This window comes from Pseudomonas kermanshahensis (genome assembly GCF_014269205.2).
GTDB classification, from domain to species: Bacteria; Pseudomonadota; Gammaproteobacteria; order Pseudomonadales; family Pseudomonadaceae; genus Aquipseudomonas; species Aquipseudomonas kermanshahensis.
This window is the reverse complement of record NZ_JABWRY020000001.1, coordinates 3,023,844-3,043,898: the sequence shown is the minus strand read 5'-3', so window position 1 is coordinate 3,043,898 and position 20,055 is coordinate 3,023,844. Positions and strand designations below refer to the sequence as shown.

Sequence of the window (20,055 nt, the reverse complement as noted above, 5' to 3'; positions counted from 1 at the left end):
GTAACGGTTTGGCCCGCTTTCAATTCAAGGTCGAATCTAATTAAAATCAGGCCATGACCTACGTTGACGATACGCTGTACGACGACACGCCTTGTGATGTGGTGGTGACGAGAAAGGCCTTTGCGGACGGCGAACTGTTCCCGATGCATCGCCATGGTCGCGGCCAGTTTGCCTTTGCCGCTTGCGGCGTGATCACGGTTGCAACCGAATCAGGTAATTGGGCCGTGCCGCCGTTACGGGCCATCTGGGTGCCTGCACAAGTGGCCCATGCCATGCAGATGCGTGGCCCGGTGACCATGCTCAATGCCTATATTTGCCCGCAGGCCGCCGAGCGGGTTGGGTTGCCTGGGCATTGTCAGGTGTTTGCGGTTTCCCCTTTGGTGCAGCAGCTGCTTGAAAAGGCGATCGAAGTGCCTGCGCAGTACCCCCTGCAGGGGCGTGATTCCTGCTTGATGGGCTTGCTGCTGCATGAAATTGCCGACATGCCGGCGCTGTCGCTGAATGCGCCGATCCCCGAGGAGCCGCGCCTTGCGCGGGCATGCAGAGCGTTTCTGGCGGCGCCTTCGCTGCAAACAGGCATCGATGGCATGGCGGACTGGGCCTGCATGAGCCGGCGCACCTTCACGCGCCAGTTTCGCGTGTACACCGGGATCAGCTTTATTGAATGGCGCCAGCAGGCATGCTTGCTGGACGCCGTGGTGCGGCTTGGCAAGGGGGAGCCGGTCACCCGCGTCGCGATGGCGCTTGGCTACAGCAGCCCGAGCGCCTTTGCGACCGTGTTCAAGCGCTTGCTGGGCGAGGCGCCCAGCCGCTACTTCGATGCCCCCATCAATGGGCAATGCAGTACCAGCCCGGCGCCGCCCAGTTCGCTGGCGCCTACCTCCAGCGCAAACCCATGAAGGTCGACGATCGCGGCAACGATCGACAGGCCCAGCCCGAAACCTGGGTGCCGGTGACCTTCCTCGCTGCGATAGAACCGCTTGAGTACCGCCGTACGTTCCTCTTCAGGAATTCCCGGGCCGCTGTCTTCGATGGCGATGTGCAGGCCTTGGTCGTCCTGCGTCGCCAGCACGCGCACGCGGCCACCCTCTGGGGTGAACTTGATAGCGTTGCCCACTAGATTGGCCAATGCCTCGAACAGCAGTTCGCGGTCACCGTGCAGCGCCGGTAGCTGCGCGGGCTGCGCAAGTTCCAGGCGGATACCGCCATCCTCCGCCAGCGGCAGGTAGAAGTCGTGCAGCTCTACCAGCAGATCATGCGGGTCGAGTTGTACAAAACCTGCACGCCGCTGACGGTCCTCCAGTTCACTGATGCGCAACAAGCCGCGAAAGCGCGCCATCAAGGTATCGGTTTCGCCAATCGCCTGGTCGAGTGCCTCGGCCTGCGCCGAGTCGGTAGCACTCTGCTGGCGGATTCGGTACAGCTGCGCGCGCAGGCGGGTCAGCGGCGTGCGCAGGTCGTGGGCAATGTTGTCGCACACCCCCTTGACCTCGTGCATCAACCGCTCGATGCGGTCGAGCATGGCATTGACGATGGCGGCAAGCATGTCCAGCTCGTCGCGACGGGCTGACAGCGGCAGCCGGTGGGTGAGGTCGCCGGCGACGATCAACTCGGCCTGGGCCTGAATCGCGCGAATGCGCTTGAGCGGCCTGCGCCGCAGCAGGTACCAGCCGGCAAACCCGGGGATCAAGGTCAGGGAAATACCCCAGAGCAGGGCATGCAGGATGATCCGCGTGACCACGAACAACGAGCCATTGTCCCGTACCAGCACCAGCCAACGGCCATCCTGCACTTTGATGGCCACGGCGTCGCAGCTGTCGCGTGGCATGTGCGGGTCATCGGCGTCCAGGCAGCGTTTGAGCTCATGCACCTTGCCGTCCAAGCCTAGCTCCGAAGGCAGCGTGCGCAGGCGGCCGCCAAGCGGGTTGAGCTGGGCATCGAACAGGCCGTAGGCATCGAAGCTGCGCTCCTCGAACGCCTGGCTGGCAATCAAGGCGTCGTCCAGTTGCTTGCCGCTCATGTGTGCGAACAGGTGCTGGCGCTGCAGCATGGAATGGCGGGTCAGTTTGTTCAGGTAGCTGGAGACCTCGAAGTACAGCACCCCCATCAGGATGCTGCTCCAAGCCACGAACAGAAAGCTGTACAGCGCCAGCAAGCGGCTGGTTGACGAGCTCCAGCCCTTAGACGGGTTCAGCAATGGCATAGCCGGAGCCCCGTACCGTACGGATCAGCGGCGATTGGCCGGGCGAGTCGATCTTCTTGCGCAAGCGGCCGATATGGACGTCGATGAGGTTGGTGCCCGGGTCGAAGTGATAGCCCCAGACTTCTTCGAAGATCATCATCCGCGTGATCACCTGGCCGCTGTGGCGCATCAGGTATTCGAGCAGTTTGTACTCGGTCGGCAGCAGGTTGAGGGTGTGCTCGCCGCGGCGTGCTTCGTGGCTGATCAGGTCCAGCTGCAGGTCGGCGACTTGCAGGCGGGTCTGGGTCATAGGCACGCTGTTGCGGCGCAGCAGCACCTCGACACGGGCGGCCATTTCGTCCGAGGCGAACGGCTTGGTCAAGTAGTCATCCCCCCCGGCACGCAGGCCACGCACGCGTTCGTCAACGTCGGACAGGGCGCTGATCATCAGGATCGGCGTGGCGATTTTCAGGTTGCGCAAGGTCGTGACGATGGTCAAGCCATCGACTTCGGGCAGCATACGGTCCAGGGTAATCAGGTCGTAGCCACCGGCAATCGCCTTGGCCAGGCCTTCCCGGCCATTGTCGGCCCAATCCACGTCCAGGCCGTGGCTGGAGAGTTCGGCGACGATTTCCTGGCCGGTGACGGCGTCGTCTTCGATGGTCAGTACGCGTGGCATGCTGGTTCCTGGGCGGCGAATAGAGGCTTGATTGTGCCAAAGAATAGACAAACGGCGATTTAAGAAAAATTCATCTGGCGGTTCGGGCCCGACCCAGCAGCCAAAAAAAAGGGCATGCCATCATCTGGCATGCCCCTTTGTCAGGCTTGCAAAGCGCCTCAGGCGACCTTGACGATCCAGCCTGCCGGTGCTTCGACGTCACCGCTCTGGATGCCAGTCAGCTCGTTGTAGAGCTTTTGGGTTACCGGGCCGACTTTTTCCAGGTCATGGAAGACGTGCAGCTTGCCGTTGTACTCGATGCCACCGATCGGGGTGATTACCGCAGCGGTACCGCAAGCGCCTGCTTCGGTGAAGCGGTCGAGGTTGTTGATCTCGACATCGCCTTCGATCACTTTCAGGCCCAGGCGCGAGGACGCCAGTTCCATCAGCGACAGGCGGGTGATGCCTGGCAGCACGGAGGCCGACTTCGGAGTCACGAACTCATTGTTGGCGGTGATGCCGAAGAAGTTGGCCGAACCGACTTCCTCGATCTTGGTGTGAGTCAGCGGATCGAGGTAGATGGCGTCGGCGAAGTTGGCTTTCTTGGCTTCAGCACCTGGCTGCAGGCTGGCAGCGTAGTTGCCACCGACTTTGGCCGCGCCGGTGCCTTGCGGGGCGGCACGGTCGAAGCTGGAGATCTGGAAGTTGTGCGGCTTCATGCCGCCTTTGAAGTACGAGCCAACCGGGATGGCGAAGACCGAGAAGATGAACTCGGGGGCGGTGCGCACGCCGATGTTGTCGCCGGTGCCGATCACGAACGGGCGCAGGTACAGGGCGCCTTTGCCATGGGGCGGCACGAAACGCTCGTTGGCCTTGACCACTTGCTTGCACGCTTCGATGAACACATCGGTCGGCACCTGTGGCATCAGCAGGCGGGCGCAGCTGCGCTGCATGCGTGCGGCGTTCTGGTCCGGGCGGAACAGGTTGATCGAGCCGTCCTTGCAACGGTAGGCCTTCAGGCCCTCGAAGCACTGTTGGCCGTAGTGCAGGGCAGTGGAGCCTTCACTGATGTGCAGTACGTTGTCTTCGGTCAGGGTGCCTTTGTCCCACTCGCCATTGCGCCATACGGACAGGTAGCGTTTATCGGTCTTGATGTAGTCGAAACCCAGCTTGTCCCAGTTAATGCTCTCGTTACTCATGACACCCTCGATTGTCTTGCAGATGCCCGATCGCTCGGGCTGCTGTTATATGCGCACCACGCCACGATAATACATCCGTCGCGGATCGGGAACGGCCAGTCACGAAACAGCGTGCGATTGGGTGGGGGGAGGGAGGTGTAGGCCTTGGGTTTTTCAGCGCCTATGAGATCGAGCGCTGCGCGGGCGGCGCTCGATCTCATAGGCGGCGAAGATCAACGCCCCCGCAACCGCTTGCCCCAATCCCCGCCGTGGCTACGGCTACAAGCCTCTTCACTGTCAAAGCGCACATGCCAGGCCGGGTGATCCAGCCGTATCCCCACTTCATCAAGCGCCTGACAGGTCAACGCCAGCATCCGCGCTTTGGCCACCCCAGCCAGCGCTGCAGCTTTGTCTGCCTCGCGCTCAAATACCCAGGTAATGCGCAGGCTGGCAGGAAAACTGTCGGGGTCAAGGTGATGGGTGAGCCAGGTGAACCCTGCCTTGGCCGTTTCGCAGGCCTCCGTCAGGCAAACCACCAGCTCACGCTCCACACGGGCCATTTCGCGCTTACCCATGGCCTTCATTGCGCGGCCTCATCATCGATTTGCTGGCAGAAGCGCAGGCGGTTGCCAAACGGGTCATGGACCTGCATCTGCAGGCCCCAGTCCAGGCGCTCGGCTTCGGGGCGGGCGTAGCCGTAGCGTTTGGCCTGCAGTTCGCGCTCAAGGGCGCGTAGGTCGTCGAGGCGGGCGAACACGGTCGAGCCCGGGGTGGCATCGCCGTGGTGTTCGCTTAGGTGCAGGATCAGCCCATCGCGGTGGATTTGCGCGTACAGGGGCAGGTCCGGGCTGAAGCGGTGTTCCCAGTCCAGGCTGAAGCCGAGGAAGTCGAGGTAGAACTCTTTGGCTTTTTCGACCGAGAAAATACGCAGTACCGGGATGGCGGGGGCGAGCGGCATAGGGCGTCCTTGGCCGTTGATAAAGGTGCAACTGTAGCGTAGATGCGCCGTTGCTTGTGCGTCTGTCGCGCAATGGCCGACGGCAATGGTTGACCACCTGCCAGCCACTGCGTAGCCTTGCCACTTCGAGGTTCTTCGGCCAGGCCGAAGCTAAGACGGGAACGCGGTACAAGCCGCGGCTGCCCCCGCAACTGTAAGCACCGACAACGGGCCGACACAGCCACTGCGCAAGCGCGCGGGAAGGCGTCGCGCCCTCCAGCCCTGTTATTCAAAGCACGGCAGGTACGGTGCGAGCCAGGAGACCTGCCTCGAGGCGATTTCGACTTTCAACCGGGCGGGGTGATCCGGTGGCGAACAAGCCCGGCCGACCTGGCCCGTGGCTTTCGTCCTGCATGCCCGCGCCATCTTGCCAAGGGCATCGCGACATGAAAACACTGGCCAAACTCCCCGTCACCATCGTTACCGGCTTCCTCGGTTCGGGCAAGACCACCTTGCTTCGCCACATGCTCGACAACGCCCAAGGCCGCCGTATCGCGGTGATCGTCAATGAATTTGGCGAACTGGGCATCGATGGCGAGATCCTCAAACAGTGCAGCATCGGTTGCACCGAAGAAGAGGCCAGCGGCCGCGTGTACGAGCTGGCCAATGGCTGCCTGTGCTGCACCGTGCAGGAAGAGTTCTTCCCAGTCATGCGCGAGTTGGTCGCACGCCGTGGCGACCTTGACCACATCCTCATCGAAACCAGTGGCCTGGCGCTGCCAAAGCCGTTGGTACAGGCCTTCCAGTGGCCAGAAATCCGTAACGCCTGCACCGTCGATGCGGTCATTACCGTGGTCGACAGCCCGGCTGTGGCGGCCGGCACCTTTGCCGCCTACCCAGACCAGGTGGACGCACAGCGCAAGCTGGACCCGAACCTGGACCACGAGTCGCCGCTGCACGAACTGTTCGCTGACCAGTTGGCCAGTGCCGACCTGGTGGTGCTGAACAAGGCCGACCTGATCGACGCCGAAGGCCTGGCCAAGGTCCGCGCCGAGGTGGCCGAGGAGCTGCCGCCCGCCGTCAAGGTGATCGAGGCCAGCAGCGGCCGTCTGCCACTGGACGTACTGCTGGGCGTGGGCGCCGAGTCCGAGGTGCACATCGATGGCCGCCGTACCCACCACGATTCACACCACGATGGCGATGATCACGACGATCATGACCACGACGCCTTCGATTCGATCTCCATCGACCTGCCAGAAGCCGACGAAAGCCTGTTGCTCGATGCCCTGACCCAGTTGGTGGTCGAGTTCGGCATCCTGCGCGCCAAAGGTTTCGCCGCCATCCCGGGCAAGCCGATGCGCCTGCTGGTGCAAGGCGTGGGTACCCGCTTCGACAAGCACTTCGACCGCGCCTGGCGTGCCGACGAGCCGCGTATCACGCGCCTGGTGCTGATCGGTCAGGACCTGGATGCCGTGCAGCTCGAAGCGCGTCTGCGCCAGGCCTTGGGCGCCTGACCCATGCACCTGCTGCGGACCCAGCCCGGCGGCTTCGTGCCGGATGACAGCATTGCCGACCTCGGCCAGACACCCGCCGAACTGGTGATCCTCTGCAGCGGCGATTCACACCTGGCATTGCTTGCCGATACCGCCGAGCAATTGCCCGAGGACTACCCCAGCCTGCGCCTGGCCAACCCGATGCAGGTACAGAACCACGCCTCGGTCGACCTGTATGTCGACGAGGTGCTGCGCCATGCCAAGGTCATTGTGGTGTCGCTGCACGGGGGCGTTGGCTACTGGCGCTATGGCGTCGAGCAACTGGTCGCCCTGGCGGCCCGCGGCGTGCAGCTGGTCCTGGTGCCGGGCGATGATCGGCCGGACCCTGAGCTGACCGGCCTAGGCACCGTGACCGGCGATCAGGCCGAACGCCTCTGGCACTACCTGCGCCAGGGCGGCAAGGCCAACGCCCTCAACCTGTTCAACTGCCTGGCCAACCAGTGGCTGGGCCGTGACTATGCGTGGGACGAGCCGCAGCCATTACCACGCACCTCGGTGTATCACCCGGCCAAAGGCAGTGCGCTGCTTGAGGACTGGTACGCGCACTGGCACCCGGAGCATCCGGTGGCACCGTTGCTGTTCTACCGGTCACACCTGCAAGCGGCCAACACCGCGTTCATCGACGTCTTTTGCGAGCGTTTGCTGGCGGCGGGGCTCAACCCCTTGCCGATTGCCGTGGCCAGCCTCAAGGAAAGCGCCTGCTTCGAACAGGTCGAAGCCTGGCTGGATGAAGTCGGCGCGGAGGTGTTGATCAACACCACGGGGTTTGCCTTGTCCAGCCCCGAACGCCCCAACCTGCGCCCGTTCCGCCGCGACATCCCGGTGTTGCAGGCCATTTGCGCGCAGGACAACCAACCGGCGTGGGAAGCCAGCGAGCAGGGCCTGGGCGCGCGTGACCTGGCCATGCACATCGTTTTGCCGGAGCTGGACGGGCGAATCATCACCCGCCCGGTCAGTTTCAAGGACATGGCCTGGCGCAGTGAGCGCAGCCAGTCCGACGTAGTCTGTTACCGCGCCCACCCCGAGCGCATGGATTTTGTCGCCGAGCTCGCTCGGCGCTGGGTAGAGCTGGCCCGGTTAGCCAATGGCCAGAAGCGCGTAGCCTTGGTGTTGGCCAACTACCCGACCCGTGACGGCCGGATTGGCAACGGGGTGGGGCTGGATACGCCGGCAGCGGCCTTGAATATTCTCAAGGCACTGCAGGCAGAAGGGTATCCGTTGGCGGGCCTGCCAGGCACTGGCACGCAGTTGATCCAGCAGTTGCTGGGCGGTGTGACCAATGACCTCGATCACCTGGACCAACGCCCGTGCGCGCAAAGCCTGAGCCTGGATGACTACCAGGCTGCGTTTTCCCGCCTGCCTGAAGCCAACCGCCAGGCAGTGCTGGAGCGCTGGGGGCCCCCGGAGCAAGACCCGATGTACCGCAGTGGCCGCTTGATGGTTGCGGGCTTGCGCTACGGCCTGACCTTCGTCGGCATCCAGCCGGCGCGGGGCTATCAGGTCGATCAGAGTGCGGTGTATCATGACCCTGACCTGGTGCCGCCACACGCGTACTTGGCGTTTCATTTCTGGCTGCGCCATGCCTTTGCCGCCGACGCGGTGATCCACGTCGGCAAGCACGGCAACCTGGAGTGGCTGCCTGGCAAGGGGGTAGGGTTGTCTGCGCAATGCTGGCCAGACGCGCTGCTGGGCCCGCTGCCGAACATCTACCCGTTCATCGTCAACGACCCAGGTGAAGGCGCCCAGGCCAAGCGCCGAACTCAGGCGGTGATCATCGACCACCTGATGCCGCCGCTGACCCGCGCCGAAACCTATGGCCCGCTGCGTCACCTGGAACAACTGGCGGACGAATTCTACGAGGCGCAGCTGCTCGACCCGCGGCGTGCCCGCGAGCTGCAGCGCGACATTCTTGAGCTGGTCAAGGCCAACCACATCGACCGGGAACTGCAACTGGAAGGGCAGCTGGACGATGCCGCTGTGTGGCTGCCGCGTCTGGACACCTACCTGTGTGACCTCAAGGAATCGCAGATTCGCGATGGCTTGCACGTGTTTGGCCAGTCGCCCGAGGGCCGGCTGCGTTTGGACACCCTGTTGGCCTTGCTGCGTGTGGAGCGCGGTGACGGCCGGGGAGGCAATGCCAGCCTGTTGCGAGCACTGGCCAAGGCGCTGGTGCCGGGCTTCGACCCGCTCGATTGCGACCTTGGGCAGCCGTGGCTGGGGCTGCGGCCCGGGCCTTTGCAGGCGATCAGCGACGCGCCATGGCGCACCTGTGGCGATACCCGCGAGCGCCTAGAGCTGCTGGCCTTGCAGGTGATAGAGCAGGCGCTTGGCGGCACGCTGGTGCTGCCCGCCTTGAGCGAATGGCAACCGGTACGTGATGTGGTGCAGGCATTGTGTGACGCGGTGGCGCCGAGCCTGGATGCTTGTGGTGCGGCCGAGATCAACGGCCTGCTGGCGGCCCTGGCCGGCCGTTTCGTGCCGGCCGGCCCGAGTGGCGCGCCAAGCCGCGGTCGCCTGGATGTACTGCCAACCGGGCGCAACTTCTATACCGTGGATGTACGCAACCTGCCCACCAGCACGGCCTGGCGCCTGGGTTTTGCCTCGGCGAGCCTGATTCTCGAGCGCCATCTACAAGACCATGGCGACCACCTGCGCCAGTTGGGCCTATCGGTATGGGGCACCGCGACCATGCGCACCGGCGGCGACGATATCGCCCAGGCTATGGCCCTGATGGGGGTACGCCCGGTGTGGGCTACCGGTAGCCAGCGGGTCGACGATTTCGAAATCTTGCCGCTGAGCCTGCTCGACCGCCCGCGGGTGGACGTAACCTTGCGGGTGTCGGGGTTCTTCCGCGACGCGTTCGGCAACTTGATCCGCCTGTTCGATGCTGCAGTTCAAGCGGTGGCGGCGCTGGATGAGCCTGATGACCTCAACCCGCTGGCAGCGCGTGTGCGCAGTGAGCGTGAGGCACTGCAGGCGCAGGGCGTGCAACCTGAGCAGGCGGCGCGCCAAGCGGGCTGGCGGGTATTCGGAGCCAAGCCCGGTGCCTACGGTGCCGGTGTGCAGAATGCAATCGATGGCCGCTTGTGGCACAGCCGTGACGACTTGGCTGAGGTCTACCTCAACCATGGCGGGTACGCCTATGGCGGCAGTGATGAAGGCACCCCGGCCCGTGAACAGTTCGCCCGCCGCCTGGGGCAGGTCCAGGCGGTACTGCAGAACCAGGATAACCACGAGCATGACCTGCTCGATTCCAACGACTACTACCAGTTCCAGGGTGGCATGCTGGCCGCCTCGGAAACCTTGTCTGGCGCGTCGGTGGCCAGCTACCACGGCGACCACAGCCAGGTCGATCGGCCGCGCATCCGCACCCTCAAGGAGGAGCTCAACCGGGTCATTCGTGCCCGTGCGCTCAACCCCAAGTGGATCGACGGGGTAAAGCGCCATGGCTACAAGGGTGCCTTCGAGATGGCGGCAACGGTCGACAACCTGTTCGCCTTCGATGCCACCACGCACCTGATCGACGACCATCATTATCAGTCGCTGGCCGATGCCTACGTGCTCGACCCGGCGACCCGCGATTTCATGCGCGAGCACAACCCCGAGGCGCTACGCGACCTCACCGAACGCCTGCTGGAGGCCCAGCAACGCGGCCTGTGGGAGGCGCCCGGCGATTACCGCGAAGCCCTTGAGGCGCAACTGCTCGACGGCGAGGAACAGGCTTGAAATGAGTGAACCCGTACAATTTCCGCTGGCCGCCGTGGTCGGTGCCGACGCGCTGAAACTGGCCCTGTGCCTGACCGCCATCGACCCGAAGATCGGGGGCGTGCTGATTGAAGGCCCGCGCGGCATGGCCAAGAGTACCTTGGCCCGTGGTCTCGCCGACCTGCTCGGCGAGGGGCCGTTCGTCACGCTGCCGTTGGGCGCCAGTGAAGAGCGCTTGGTCGGCACCCTCGACCTGGACGCTGTGTTGGGGCAGGGCAAGGCCCAGTTTTCACCCGGTGTGCTGGCCCAGGCCGATGGCGGCGTGCTGTACGTGGACGAGGTCAACCTGTTGCCCGATACCCTCGTCGACCTGTTGCTCGACGTGGCCGCCAGCGGCACCAACCGCATCGAACGTGATGGCATCTCGCACCGGCACAGCGCGCGTTTTGTGCTGATTGGCACCATGAACCCAGAAGAAGGCGAGTTGCGACCGCAGCTGCTTGACCGTTTTGGCTTGAATGTGGCCCTCGAAGGCTTGCCGGAGCCTCAGGCGCGCCAGCAGATCATCCGCCGCCGCCTGGCGTTCGACAGCGACCCCCAGGCCTTCTGCGCGCAATGGGCAACTGCCCAGGCGCAACTGCGCGAGCGCTGCCAGCAGGCGCGCCACGACCTCGCCCAGATTGCCCTGGACGACCAGGCCCTGGCCTGGATCACCGAGCGCTGCTACGCCGCCGGGGTCGATGGCCTGCGGGCGGACCTGGTCTGGCTGCGCGCAGCACGCGCGCACTGTGCCTGGCGCGGCGGCGAGGCCATTGATGAAGCCGATGTCGAGGCGGTGGCCGAGTTCGCTTTGCGCCATCGCCGCCGTGTATCGCCCCAGCAGCCGCCGCCTTCGACACCGCCTGAGACGGGGCAGCAGAGCGCAAACAGCCAGGGCAGCCAAGGCGGGCAGGGTGACTGGGGCGCGCTGCCACCACAGCCAGTGACCAGTGGTGCGCGCCGTGAGGTGCCGAACTGGGCAAAAAAGCCCTGAGCATCCGCCAGCGAAAAGCCCAAGGGACGGATGCCAGGCCACGTGCAGGGCAGTTGAAAGGCGCCAGCCGTGGCCGTGTACACAGCACCACTTCGGGCCGAGTAGCCTGGCTGCCGACTTTGCTCAAGGGGCGGCCACGGCTGCGTGAAGACCTGTGCTGGCAACAGCGCAAGGCTCAGCCTGGCGAACTGTGGCTGGTGATCGTCGACGCCTCGGCCTCAACCCGCCGTCACCAGGCGCTGGCGCAGACCAAAGGTTTGCTGGCGGCGTTGTTCGACCAGGCATACCGTCAGCGGGCGCGGTTGGCCCTGCTGACAGCGAGCGGGCAGACGCCGCAGTGGCAGCGACACGGCCTCAAGGCCTCGGCGGCCTTGCAGCCCTGGTTGCAAGCACTGGGGGCAGGGGGCGGTACACCGTTGATCGCCGCGTTGGAGCAAGCGCGGCAGTGGCTGCAGGCGCGGCAGCAGGCTCACCCTCATGAAGCTGTGCGCTGCCTGGTATTTACCGACGGTCGGCTGCAGCACTCGGATAACGTGCAACCGATGGGCTGTGCCACGTTACTGGTCGACATGGAGCTGGCGCCCGTTCGTCTGGGCCGTGCGCAACAATTGGCTGCGCAACTGCAGGCCGATTATCAGCACCTGGAGCACTTCAAGGTCGTGGATTGAATAACAGTGCGGCGTGATACTGCGACACAATGTCGCAATAAGGTGTCGCAATAAGAAAAGTTGCAGCGGCAGCAACTGAGAAGTTGCACAAGTGCGTGGCAGGGCACGCACTTGGAGGGGCAATCGCAATTACTTCGGCATCGACCACGGTTGCAGGTCATAACCTTTTTCGCACAGCTCGGCGCGCACTTCCTCGATCAGGCTGGCCCATTGCGCAGGGTCGGAATAAATGCGCGAGGACACTTGCTTGCTGCCGATGCGGGTGCTGGTCCGGTCGATCACTGCCAGGCTCAATTCACCAGTACCATTGGGCGCATCCCAGGCTACGCACTGGAAAGGTTCGAAGGCGTGGTCGGCAATCAGCAGTGCTTCGTTGACACGGAGCGGGGCATTCATGGTTCGGTCTCTCTATGGTCCCAAACATCGAAGTGAAGTCCGCGTTGCTATAAATTCGCCTCAATCATCGCGATATGCAGCGCGGGGTTATGTGTACTGATGCTCGTTGTCCGGGGGCAAGTCACACATTGGGTGTAAAAATTTGTGTCAGGGTTGAATCCGTTCTTGCCTGCGCCGCCATGGGATGTCGATAAAGTGCGAAAATTCCCGTCAGGGTTTGTAAAAAAATGATTCGGCAGACAGACGGTACTGGGCACCGTCAAGTTCGTTGCTACTGTTAATTGGGCGCCACAACTTGCTGTTTTACTTCACAAAACCAAACTCTGGCGCCAAGGAACGGTCATGCAGCAACCCGCTTCCCAACGCCGTTTGCTCATCGTCGACCCCTGCGACGACTGCCACCGTTTATTGCCAGGCCTGCGCAGTGCCGGCTGGGATGTGGACAGTTGTATGCTCGGTGCTGCTCTAGACCACGCCTGCGATGTCGGCCTGCTGCGGCTGCAGGCATCGCACCTGCGCCATCCCGACGCAGTCAAGGACATGATCAAGCGCAGCAATACCGAGTGGATCGCCGTGCTCAGCGCCGAGCAGTTGCGCATGCAGAACGTCGGTGATTTTGTCTGCGAGTGGTTTTTCGACTTCCATACCTTGCCGTTCGACGTTTCCCGCGTTCAGGTTACCCTCGGGCGTGCCTTCGGCATGGCGCGGCTGCGTGGCAAGGGTGCGGTGCGGGTGGATGACTCGGTTCACGAGTTGCTGGGTGAGAGCCGGCCGATCCGCGAGTTGCGCAAGCTGTTGGGGAAACTGGCGCCCACCGAGTCGCCGGTTTTGATCCGTGGCGAGAGTGGCACAGGCAAGGAGCTGGTGGCGCGCACCCTGCATCGGCAGTCGCAGCGGCACGATCAGCCATTCATCGCGATCAACTGCGGGGCGATACCCGAGCACCTGATCCAGTCCGAGCTGTTTGGGCACGAGAAGGGTGCCTTTACCGGTGCGCATCAGCGCAAGGCCGGGCGAATAGAGGCGGCGCATGGCGGTACCTTGTTCCTGGACGAGGTGGGTGACTTGCCGTTGGAACTGCAAGCCAACCTGCTGCGCTTTCTGCAGGAAAAACACATTGAACGGGTCGGTGGCAGCCAGCCTATCCCCGTGGATGTGCGGGTGTTGGCGGCGACCCACGTGGACCTTGAAAAAGCCATCGAACAGGGCCGCTTTCGCGAGGACCTGTATTACCGGCTGAATGTGTTGCAGGTGGTGACGGCGCCACTGCGAGACAGGCATGGTGACCTGTCGATGCTGGCCAGCCATTTTGCCCATTTCTACAGCCTGGAGACCGGGCGCAGGCCGCGCTCGTTCAGTGACCATGCGTTGGCGGCCATGGGCCGGCATGACTGGCCGGGCAATGTGCGTGAGCTCGCCAACCGAGTGCGGCGCGGGCTGGTGTTGGCAGAAGGGCGGCAGATCGAGGCGCAGGACCTGGGCTTGCAGATCGAGCAAGAGCAGCCGCCGCTGGGTACCCTGGAGCAGTACAAGCACCGGGCAGAGCGCCAGGCTTTGTGTGATGTGCTTAACCGGCACAGCGACAACTTGAGCATCGCTGCGAAAGTACTCGGGATCTCGCGGCCGACATTCTATCGGCTGCTGCACAAGCACCAGATTCGTTGACGCCTGCCTGTGTAGGAGCAGCCTTGAGCTGCGAAGAGGCCGGTGGCAGCACTTAAGATCTCGGATGCTGCCGCCGGCCTCTTCGCAGCACGAGGCTGCTCCTACAAGGGAGGGCGGTGGCAGTACCTAAGATCTCGGATGCTGCCGCCGGCCTCTTCGCAGCACAAGGCTGCTCCTACAAGGGTGCGATCAATGCGGTGCGCGCGGGATGGTCTTGAGCAGGTCTTCCGGGCTGATATGGCCAACTACTTGGGCCACCGCGCTGCCGGGGGGCGGCAGGTCGATGATGTGGCTTTTCATCTTGCCGACCACATGCATTTCACACGGTTTGCAGTCGAATTTCAGGGTCAGCACTTCGTCGCCCTGAATCAGCTGCATCGGCGCCACCTTGGTGCGCACGCCGGTCACGCCCTTGGCCTGCTTGGGGCACAGGTTGAACGAGAAGCGCAGGCAGTGCTTGGTGATCATCACCGGCACTTCGCCGTGCTCTTCATGGGCCTCGTAGGCCGCGTCGATCAGCTGCACGCCGTGACGGTGGTAGAAATCGCGCGCTTTCTGGTTGTAAACGTTGGCCAGGAACGACAGGTGCGACTCCGGGTACACCGGAGGTGGCGTGGTTTCAGCTTTACGACCGCCGCGCGGATGCGCCTTGACCCGAGCAGCGGTCAGCGCCTCGATGGCTTCACGGCGCAGGGCCTTGAGCTGGGAGTTAGGGATGAAATACGCCTGTGGGGCATCCAGTTCGATGGCGTTGGCGTGGTACTGGGTGGTACCCAGTTGGCCCAACAGGTCGTGCAGTTGGTCCAGCGCCTGTTGCGGCTTGTTGGCCGCGCCGAACGGGCCGTCCAGGGCCACTTGCACGCTGACGCCTTCCTCGCTGCTGACGGTGAGCATCAGCCGCTGCTCGCGCAGCACCGCGTGCCATTCCACACCCACTCGGCGTTCGGCCGACGTGCGCTGCAAGGCCTGTTGCCAGTTGTGGTCGAGGTTGCGCGACAGCGGGTGATTTGGCCGCAGTTTGTACAGGCCGTCAGGCATTTCGTTGGGTTCGACGCGGTAGCGATAGCGCTTCTGGCCGTCTTCCTCGAACTCGCCACGGGGTTCGGCAATGTTGGCGCGGAACCCCACCACCTCGCGCTTGACCAGCACGTTCAGGCCGTCGCCGTTGGTCAGCGGCACGTCAGTGGTGACCAGCATGTCGCGTTTGTTGACCTTTTCCACTACGCCCACCGGCAAGCCGGTGAACGTTGGCGAGTCGAACGCGCCGATGTCGATCTTGCGGTCGCTGACGAAGTAGTCGGTGCTACCGCGGTGGAAGGTCTTGTCCGGGTCTGGGACGAAGAAGTGCTCGGTGCGGCCACTTGACGCGCGGGCCAGGTCCGGGCGGTCTTCGAGGATGGCGTCGAGCTCTTTGCGGTAGTGGGCCGTGATGTTCTTCACATAGCCCATGTCCTTGTAGCGGCCCTCGATCTTGAACGAGCGCACGCCAGCGTCGACCAGGTCGCGCAGGTTGGCGGTCTGGTTGTTGTCCTTCATCGACAACAGGTGCTTCTCGAAGGCCACCACGCGGCCCTGGTCATCCTTCAGGGTGTAGGGCAGGCGGCAGGCTTGTGAGCAGTCGCCACGGTTGGCGCTGCGCCCAGTCTGGGCGTGGGAGATGTTGCACTGGCCGGAAAAGGCCACGCACAGCGCACCGTGAATGAAGAACTCGATGGCGGCGTCGGTTTCGGCGGCAATGGCGCGGATCTGCTGCAGGTTCAGCTCACGGGCCAGTACCAGCTGCGAGAAGCCCGCCTGATCGAGGAACTTGGCGCGCTCTAGGGTACGGATGTCGGTCTGGGTGCTGGCGTGCAGCTCGATCGGTGGGATGTCCAGCTCCATCACCCCCAGGTCCTGCACGATCAAGGCGTCGACGCCCGCGTCGTAGAGCTGATGGATCAGCTTGCGCGCCGGCTCCAGCTCGTTGTCGTGGAGGATGGTGTTGATGGTGGTGAACACGCGTGCATGGTAGCGACGGGCGAACTCGACCAGTTCGGCGATTTCGCTGACTTCGTTGCAGGCGTTATGGCGCGCGCCGAAGCTCGGGCCGCCGATATAGATGGCATCAGCGCCGTGCAGGATCGCTTCGCGAGCGATGGCCACGTCACGGGCAGGGCTGAGCAGTTCCAGGTGATTCTTTGGAAGGGACATGTCGTTATAGTTTCGGGCGGTCACGGTTTAGGCGGGCATTGTAGCGGTGAAACGGGCTGGTGGCATCCCTACGCTGCCCAGAGGCGGCGCGACCTGGAGGTGTAGGAGCGGCCTTGCGTCGCGAAAGGGTCGCGGAGCGGCCCCAGCTGTCTTTGTGAGTGCACCGAATCTGGGGCCGCTTCGCAGCCCTTTCGCGACGCAAGGCCGCTCCTACATGGGGCATGCATGAGCTGGCGTAATCAGCGTTTGGCAGCCATCGCGGTGACTTCCACGCGCATGCCTTCGACCGCCAGCGAGGCCACGCCAACGGCGGCGCGCACGGGCCATGGCTTGCTGAAGAAGCGCTGGTACACCTCGTTGAACGCTGCACGTTCAGCCATGTCGGTGAGGTAGATGGTCAGGTGCAGCACGCGGTCCATGCCGCTGCCGGCTTTTTCCAGGGCTACTTTCAGCGCCTGCAGGGTGCATTCGCTCTGCGCAACGATGTCGCCCAGCTCGAGGCTGCCATCGGCGCGGGTGGGGATCTGGGTGGAGACCAGCACACCGTTGTATTCGGCGACGTCGGACGAAATGGAATCGGCGTCCGGATCGGGGGTGTAGATGATATCTGTGTTTGCCATGGGCGCGTTTGCCTTGCTACGGAAGGAAAGCGGCAAGCGTACGCGAGCAGGCGGCAGGGGTCGAGTCGTTAGGGCGCTGCCGCAGGTACCACTGGCACATGCCAAAAAAACAGGGCGCCTGATAGGCGCCCTGTTTTATGTTGCTTAGGCTTCAGCGTCCCAAGGACGATCGCCTTTCTCATCTTTGACGCGAGTCGGCAGGCCCATCACGTCCAGCGCCTTGAGGAACGGCTCGGCTGGCAGTTCTTCGACGTTGACCATGCGCTTGGCATCCCACTCGCCACGGGCGACCAGCAGGGCGGCAGCCACTGGCGGTACACCGGCGGTGTAGGAAATACCTTGGCTGTCGGTCTCGGCGAAAGCTTCTTCGTGATCCGCCACGTTGTAGATGAACACTTCGCGCGGCTGGCCGTCCTTGGTGCCCTTGACCAGGTCACCGATGCAGGTCTTGCCGGTGTAGCCCGGGGCCAGGGAGGCTGGGTCTGGCAGCACGGCCTTGACCACTTTCAACGGCACCACTTCCAGGCCTTCGGCGGTCTTGACCGGTTGCTCGGAGAGCAGGCCGAGGTTTTTCAGCACGGTGAACACATTGATGTAGTGCTCGCCGAAGCTCATCCAGAAGCGCACGTTCGGCACGTTGAGGTTCTTCGAAATCGAGTGCACTTCATCGTGGCCGGTCAGGTACAGGTTTTGCGAACCTACTACGGGCAGGTCGTCGGTACGCTTGACCTCGAACATGGTGTTGCTGGTCCACCGGCTGTTCTGCCAGCTCCATACTTGCCCGGTGAACTCGCGGAAGTTGATTTCCGGGTCGAAGTTGGTGGCGAAGTACTTGCCATGCGAACCGGCATTGACGTCGAGGATGTCGATCGAATCAATGCTGTCGAAGTATTGCTGCTGCGCAAGTTTTGCGTAGCTGTTCACCACACCCGGGTCGAAACCGACGCCGAGAATGGCGGTAATGTTCTTTTCTTGGCACTCTTCGAGGTGTTTCCACTCGTAGTTGCCGTACCAGGGCGGCGTCTCGCAGATTTTGCCCGGTTCTTCGTGAATCGCGGTGTCCAGGTAGGCGACACCGGTATCGATGCAGGCACGCAGCACCGACATGTTGAGGAAGGCAGAGCCCACGTTGATCACGATCTGCGATTCGGTCTCGCGGATCAGTGCTTTGGTCGCCTCGACATCGAGGGCGTTGAGCGAGAAGGCCTGGATGTCGGCGGGTACCTTGAGGCTACCCTTGGCCTTGACGCTGTCGATGATGGCCTGGCATTTGGAGATGTTCCGCGACGCAATGGCAATACGACCGAGTTCGTCGTTATGCTGCGCGCACTTGTGGGCCACCACCTTGGCGACACCTCCTGCACCAATGATAAGAACGTTCTTCTTCAATTTATCCCTTGCTCCTTACTGAAAGCCGGTCTTACGACAGGCTGGAAACGTAGTCTTCGAAACCGAACTCGCGCACCACCTCGACACTGCCGTCGAGCTGCTTGACCACGATGGATGGCATTTTTAGACCGTTGAACCAGTTTTTCTTGACCATGGTGTAGCCGGCCGTGTCGATGAACGACAGGCGGTCGCCAATGGCCAACGGACGATCGAATTGGTACTCGCCGAAGATGTCACCGGCCAGGCACGATTTGCCGCAGACCATGTAGGTGTGCTCGCCATCGTTGGGGGCCATCTTGGCGTTGAGGCGGTAGATCAGCAGGTCGAGCAGGTGCGCTTCGATCGAGCTGTCGACCACGGCCAGGTGCTTGCCGTTGTACAGGGTGTCGAGCACGGTCACTTCCAGCGAGGCGCTGTTGGTGATGGCGGCTTCGCCCGGTTCCAGGTACACCTGCACGCCGTAGGTTTGCGAGAAGGCTTTAAGGCGCGCGCAAAACGCATCGACTGCATAGTCTTCACCGGTGAAGTGGATGCCGCCACCGAGGCTGACCCACTCGACCTTGTGCAGCAGGTGGCCGAAGCGCTCTTCGATGTGCGTGAGCATCTTGTCGAACAGGCTGAAGTCACCGTTCTCACAGTTGTTGTGGAACATGAAGCCGGAGATCTGCTCGATGACCTTCTCGATCTTCTCCGGGTCCCACTCACCGAGGCGGCTGAACGGGCGTGCCGGGTCGGCGAGCAGGTAGTCGGAGCTGCTGACTTGCGGGTTGACGCGCAGGCCGCGGACCTTGCCTTCGGACTGTTCGGCGAAGCGTTGCAGTTGGCCGATCGAGTTGAAGATGATCTTGTCGCAGTTCTCGAGCATTTCCTCGACTTCGTCGTCGGCCCAGGCAACGCTGTAGGCGTGGGTTTCGCCTGCGAATTTCTGGCGGCCGAGCTTGAGCTCGAACAGCGACGAAGAGGTGGTGCCGTCCATGTATTGCTGCATCAGGTCGAACACCGACCAGGTCGCGAAACACTTGAGGGCGAGCAGCGCCTTGGCACCGGACTTCTCGCGCACGTACGCGATCTTCTCCATGTTGCCCAGCAGCTTGGTTTTATCGATGAGGTAGTACGGCGTCTTGATCATTTAAAGGCCCCCGGCAAGGCCGGCCAAAAAAAGGACACGCATTGTGCCTTCACTCGCTACAGATCGAAAGGGCGAGATGCGCTTTTCGTCAGGCCCGCTGGAATTTTCCCAGGTGCGTGAGGCTCATTAGAACAGGCCTGTGTGACTATCTTGATCTCACGAGAGTTTTTTCTATCCACCCCATTGGACCAGGAACGCAGGCATGAAAATTGGCGTGATCGCCGACACCCACGGTTTATTGCGCCCAGAGGCGGTTGATGCGCTGGTCGGTTGTGCGCTGATCGTGCATGCCGGTGATATCGGCAAACCGGACGTACTGGAGGTGCTGGAGGCACTGGCGCCGGTACGGGTGGTGCGCGGCAACAATGACCTGAAATGGCCTTGGGCGGCGGACTTGCCCGATCAACTGAGCTTCGACATGGGGGGCTTGCAGGCACTCCTGGTGCATGACATCGCCGATGTGCCGGCCAAGCTCGATGAAGCTGTGCGAGTGGTGATCACCGGGCATTCGCACAAGCCGCTGATCGACTGGCGGAACGGGCTGCTGTACCTGAATCCCGGAAGCGCCGGGCCGCGACGGTTCATATTGCCCGTGACGGTGGCGGTAATTGAAATAGAGGGAGAAGCGTTAGTCGCCAACATCATTCCCTTGCTCGATTGACTGCCCCGGCCCCTTCGCGGGCAAGCCCGCTCCTACAGGTCAGAGTTATTCCTGTGGGAGCGGGCTTGCCCGCGAAAGGGCCGGAACAGGT

Annotated in this window: 17 protein-coding genes and 1 riboswitch; of the genes, 7 read left to right on the top strand and 10 right to left on the bottom strand. The window is 62.9% G+C overall.

What is annotated here, in order from left to right:
* The first annotated feature begins 53 nt into the window (after positions 1-53).
* Positions 54-899 (top strand): AraC family transcriptional regulator, encoded by an 846-nt coding sequence (locus HU764_RS13865; protein WP_186702689.1) that lies wholly within the window; start codon positions 54-56, stop codon positions 897-899.
* Here the strand turns inward: HU764_RS13865 and HU764_RS13860 are convergent.
* From HU764_RS13860 to HU764_RS13840, 5 genes are all read right to left on the bottom strand, one after another.
* The gene (locus HU764_RS13860; protein ID WP_186702688.1) at positions 812-2,203 is read right to left on the bottom strand and encodes a sensor histidine kinase; all 1,392 of its coding nucleotides are present in this window, start codon (positions 2,201-2,203) and stop codon (positions 812-814) included. The two genes, HU764_RS13865 and HU764_RS13860, sit on opposite strands and share 88 nt — an antisense overlap.
* Positions 2,181-2,861, bottom strand: coding sequence for a response regulator transcription factor (locus tag HU764_RS13855; protein WP_027594822.1), 681 nt, complete (start codon positions 2,859-2,861; stop codon positions 2,181-2,183). The genes HU764_RS13860 and HU764_RS13855 overlap by 23 nt, the downstream gene beginning before the upstream one ends.
* Before the next feature lie 158 nt (positions 2,862-3,019).
* A complete protein-coding gene (locus HU764_RS13850) occupies positions 3,020-4,039 on the bottom strand; it encodes a branched-chain amino acid aminotransferase (RefSeq protein WP_186702687.1) in 1,020 nt (339 codons plus the stop codon).
* A 212-nt stretch (positions 4,040-4,251) separates the two neighbouring features.
* Positions 4,252-4,602 carry a hypothetical protein gene (locus HU764_RS13845; RefSeq protein WP_186702686.1) on the bottom strand — a complete coding sequence of 117 codons (351 nt, stop codon included), beginning with the start codon at positions 4,600-4,602 and terminating at the stop codon, positions 4,252-4,254.
* On the bottom strand, positions 4,599-4,976 hold the full coding sequence (locus HU764_RS13840; RefSeq protein WP_027594825.1) for a glyoxalase superfamily protein: 378 nt from the start codon (positions 4,974-4,976) through the stop codon (positions 4,599-4,601). The genes HU764_RS13845 and HU764_RS13840 overlap by 4 nt, the downstream gene beginning before the upstream one ends.
* Before the next feature lie 111 nt (positions 4,977-5,087).
* A riboswitch (cobalamin riboswitch) is annotated at positions 5,088-5,301 on the top strand.
* A gap of 100 nt (positions 5,302-5,401) precedes the next feature.
* On the opposite strand from HU764_RS13840, the gene cobW reads away from it, so the two are divergent.
* The 4 genes from cobW to HU764_RS13820 are packed head-to-tail and all read left to right on the top strand — an operon-like array spanning position 5,402 to position 11,914.
* On the top strand, positions 5,402-6,469 hold the full coding sequence (cobW, locus tag HU764_RS13835; RefSeq protein ID WP_099429505.1) for a cobalamin biosynthesis protein CobW: 1,068 nt from the start codon (positions 5,402-5,404) through the stop codon (positions 6,467-6,469).
* Between the two features lie 3 nt (positions 6,470-6,472).
* Positions 6,473-10,234 carry a cobaltochelatase subunit CobN gene (gene cobN / locus HU764_RS13830; RefSeq protein ID WP_186702685.1) on the top strand — a complete coding sequence of 1,254 codons (3,762 nt, stop codon included), beginning with the start codon at positions 6,473-6,475 and terminating at the stop codon, positions 10,232-10,234.
* A 1-nt stretch (position 10,235) separates the two neighbouring features.
* Positions 10,236-11,246: a magnesium chelatase ATPase subunit I gene (locus HU764_RS13825; RefSeq protein ID WP_186702684.1), complete on the top strand. Its 1,011-nt coding sequence runs from the start codon at positions 10,236-10,238 to the stop codon at positions 11,244-11,246.
* A gap of 53 nt (positions 11,247-11,299) precedes the next feature.
* The gene (locus HU764_RS13820) at positions 11,300-11,914 is read left to right on the top strand and encodes a vWA domain-containing protein (protein WP_225935652.1); all 615 of its coding nucleotides are present in this window, start codon (positions 11,300-11,302) and stop codon (positions 11,912-11,914) included.
* Positions 11,915-12,043: 129 nt separating this feature from the next.
* Here the strand turns inward: HU764_RS13820 and HU764_RS13815 are convergent, their stop codons facing one another.
* Complete coding sequence (locus tag HU764_RS13815; RefSeq protein WP_013972506.1) at positions 12,044-12,310, bottom strand: hypothetical protein; 267 nt, start codon at positions 12,308-12,310, stop codon at positions 12,044-12,046.
* Positions 12,311-12,652: 342 nt separating this feature from the next.
* Here HU764_RS13815 and HU764_RS13810 point away from each other — a divergent pair, with 342 nt between their 5' ends.
* Entirely contained in the window at positions 12,653-13,975 is a 1,323-nt protein-coding gene (locus HU764_RS13810) for a sigma-54 dependent transcriptional regulator (protein ID WP_186676548.1), read from the top strand.
* A gap of 189 nt (positions 13,976-14,164) precedes the next feature.
* Here the strand turns inward: HU764_RS13810 and HU764_RS13805 are convergent, their stop codons facing one another.
* The 4 genes from HU764_RS13805 to HU764_RS13790 form a co-directional block, all read right to left on the bottom strand.
* Positions 14,165-16,165 carry a peptidase U32 family protein gene (locus HU764_RS13805; RefSeq protein ID WP_186702683.1) on the bottom strand — a complete coding sequence of 667 codons (2,001 nt, stop codon included), beginning with the start codon at positions 16,163-16,165 and terminating at the stop codon, positions 14,165-14,167.
* Between the two features lie 239 nt (positions 16,166-16,404).
* A complete protein-coding gene (locus HU764_RS13800) occupies positions 16,405-16,785 on the bottom strand; it encodes a RidA family protein (protein ID WP_099429500.1) in 381 nt (126 codons plus the stop codon).
* Between the two features lie 144 nt (positions 16,786-16,929).
* The gene (locus HU764_RS13795) at positions 16,930-18,174 is read right to left on the bottom strand and encodes a saccharopine dehydrogenase family protein (protein WP_186702682.1); all 1,245 of its coding nucleotides are present in this window, start codon (positions 18,172-18,174) and stop codon (positions 16,930-16,932) included.
* Positions 18,175-18,205: 31 nt separating this feature from the next.
* On the bottom strand, positions 18,206-19,303 hold the full coding sequence (locus HU764_RS13790; protein ID WP_186676554.1) for a carboxynorspermidine decarboxylase: 1,098 nt from the start codon (positions 19,301-19,303) through the stop codon (positions 18,206-18,208).
* A 202-nt stretch (positions 19,304-19,505) separates the two neighbouring features.
* Between HU764_RS13790 and HU764_RS13785 the strand changes: the two genes are divergently transcribed.
* Positions 19,506-19,964 (top strand): metallophosphoesterase family protein, encoded by a 459-nt coding sequence (locus tag HU764_RS13785; RefSeq protein WP_186702681.1) that lies wholly within the window; start codon positions 19,506-19,508, stop codon positions 19,962-19,964.
* Positions 19,965-20,055: the final 91 nt, after the last annotated feature.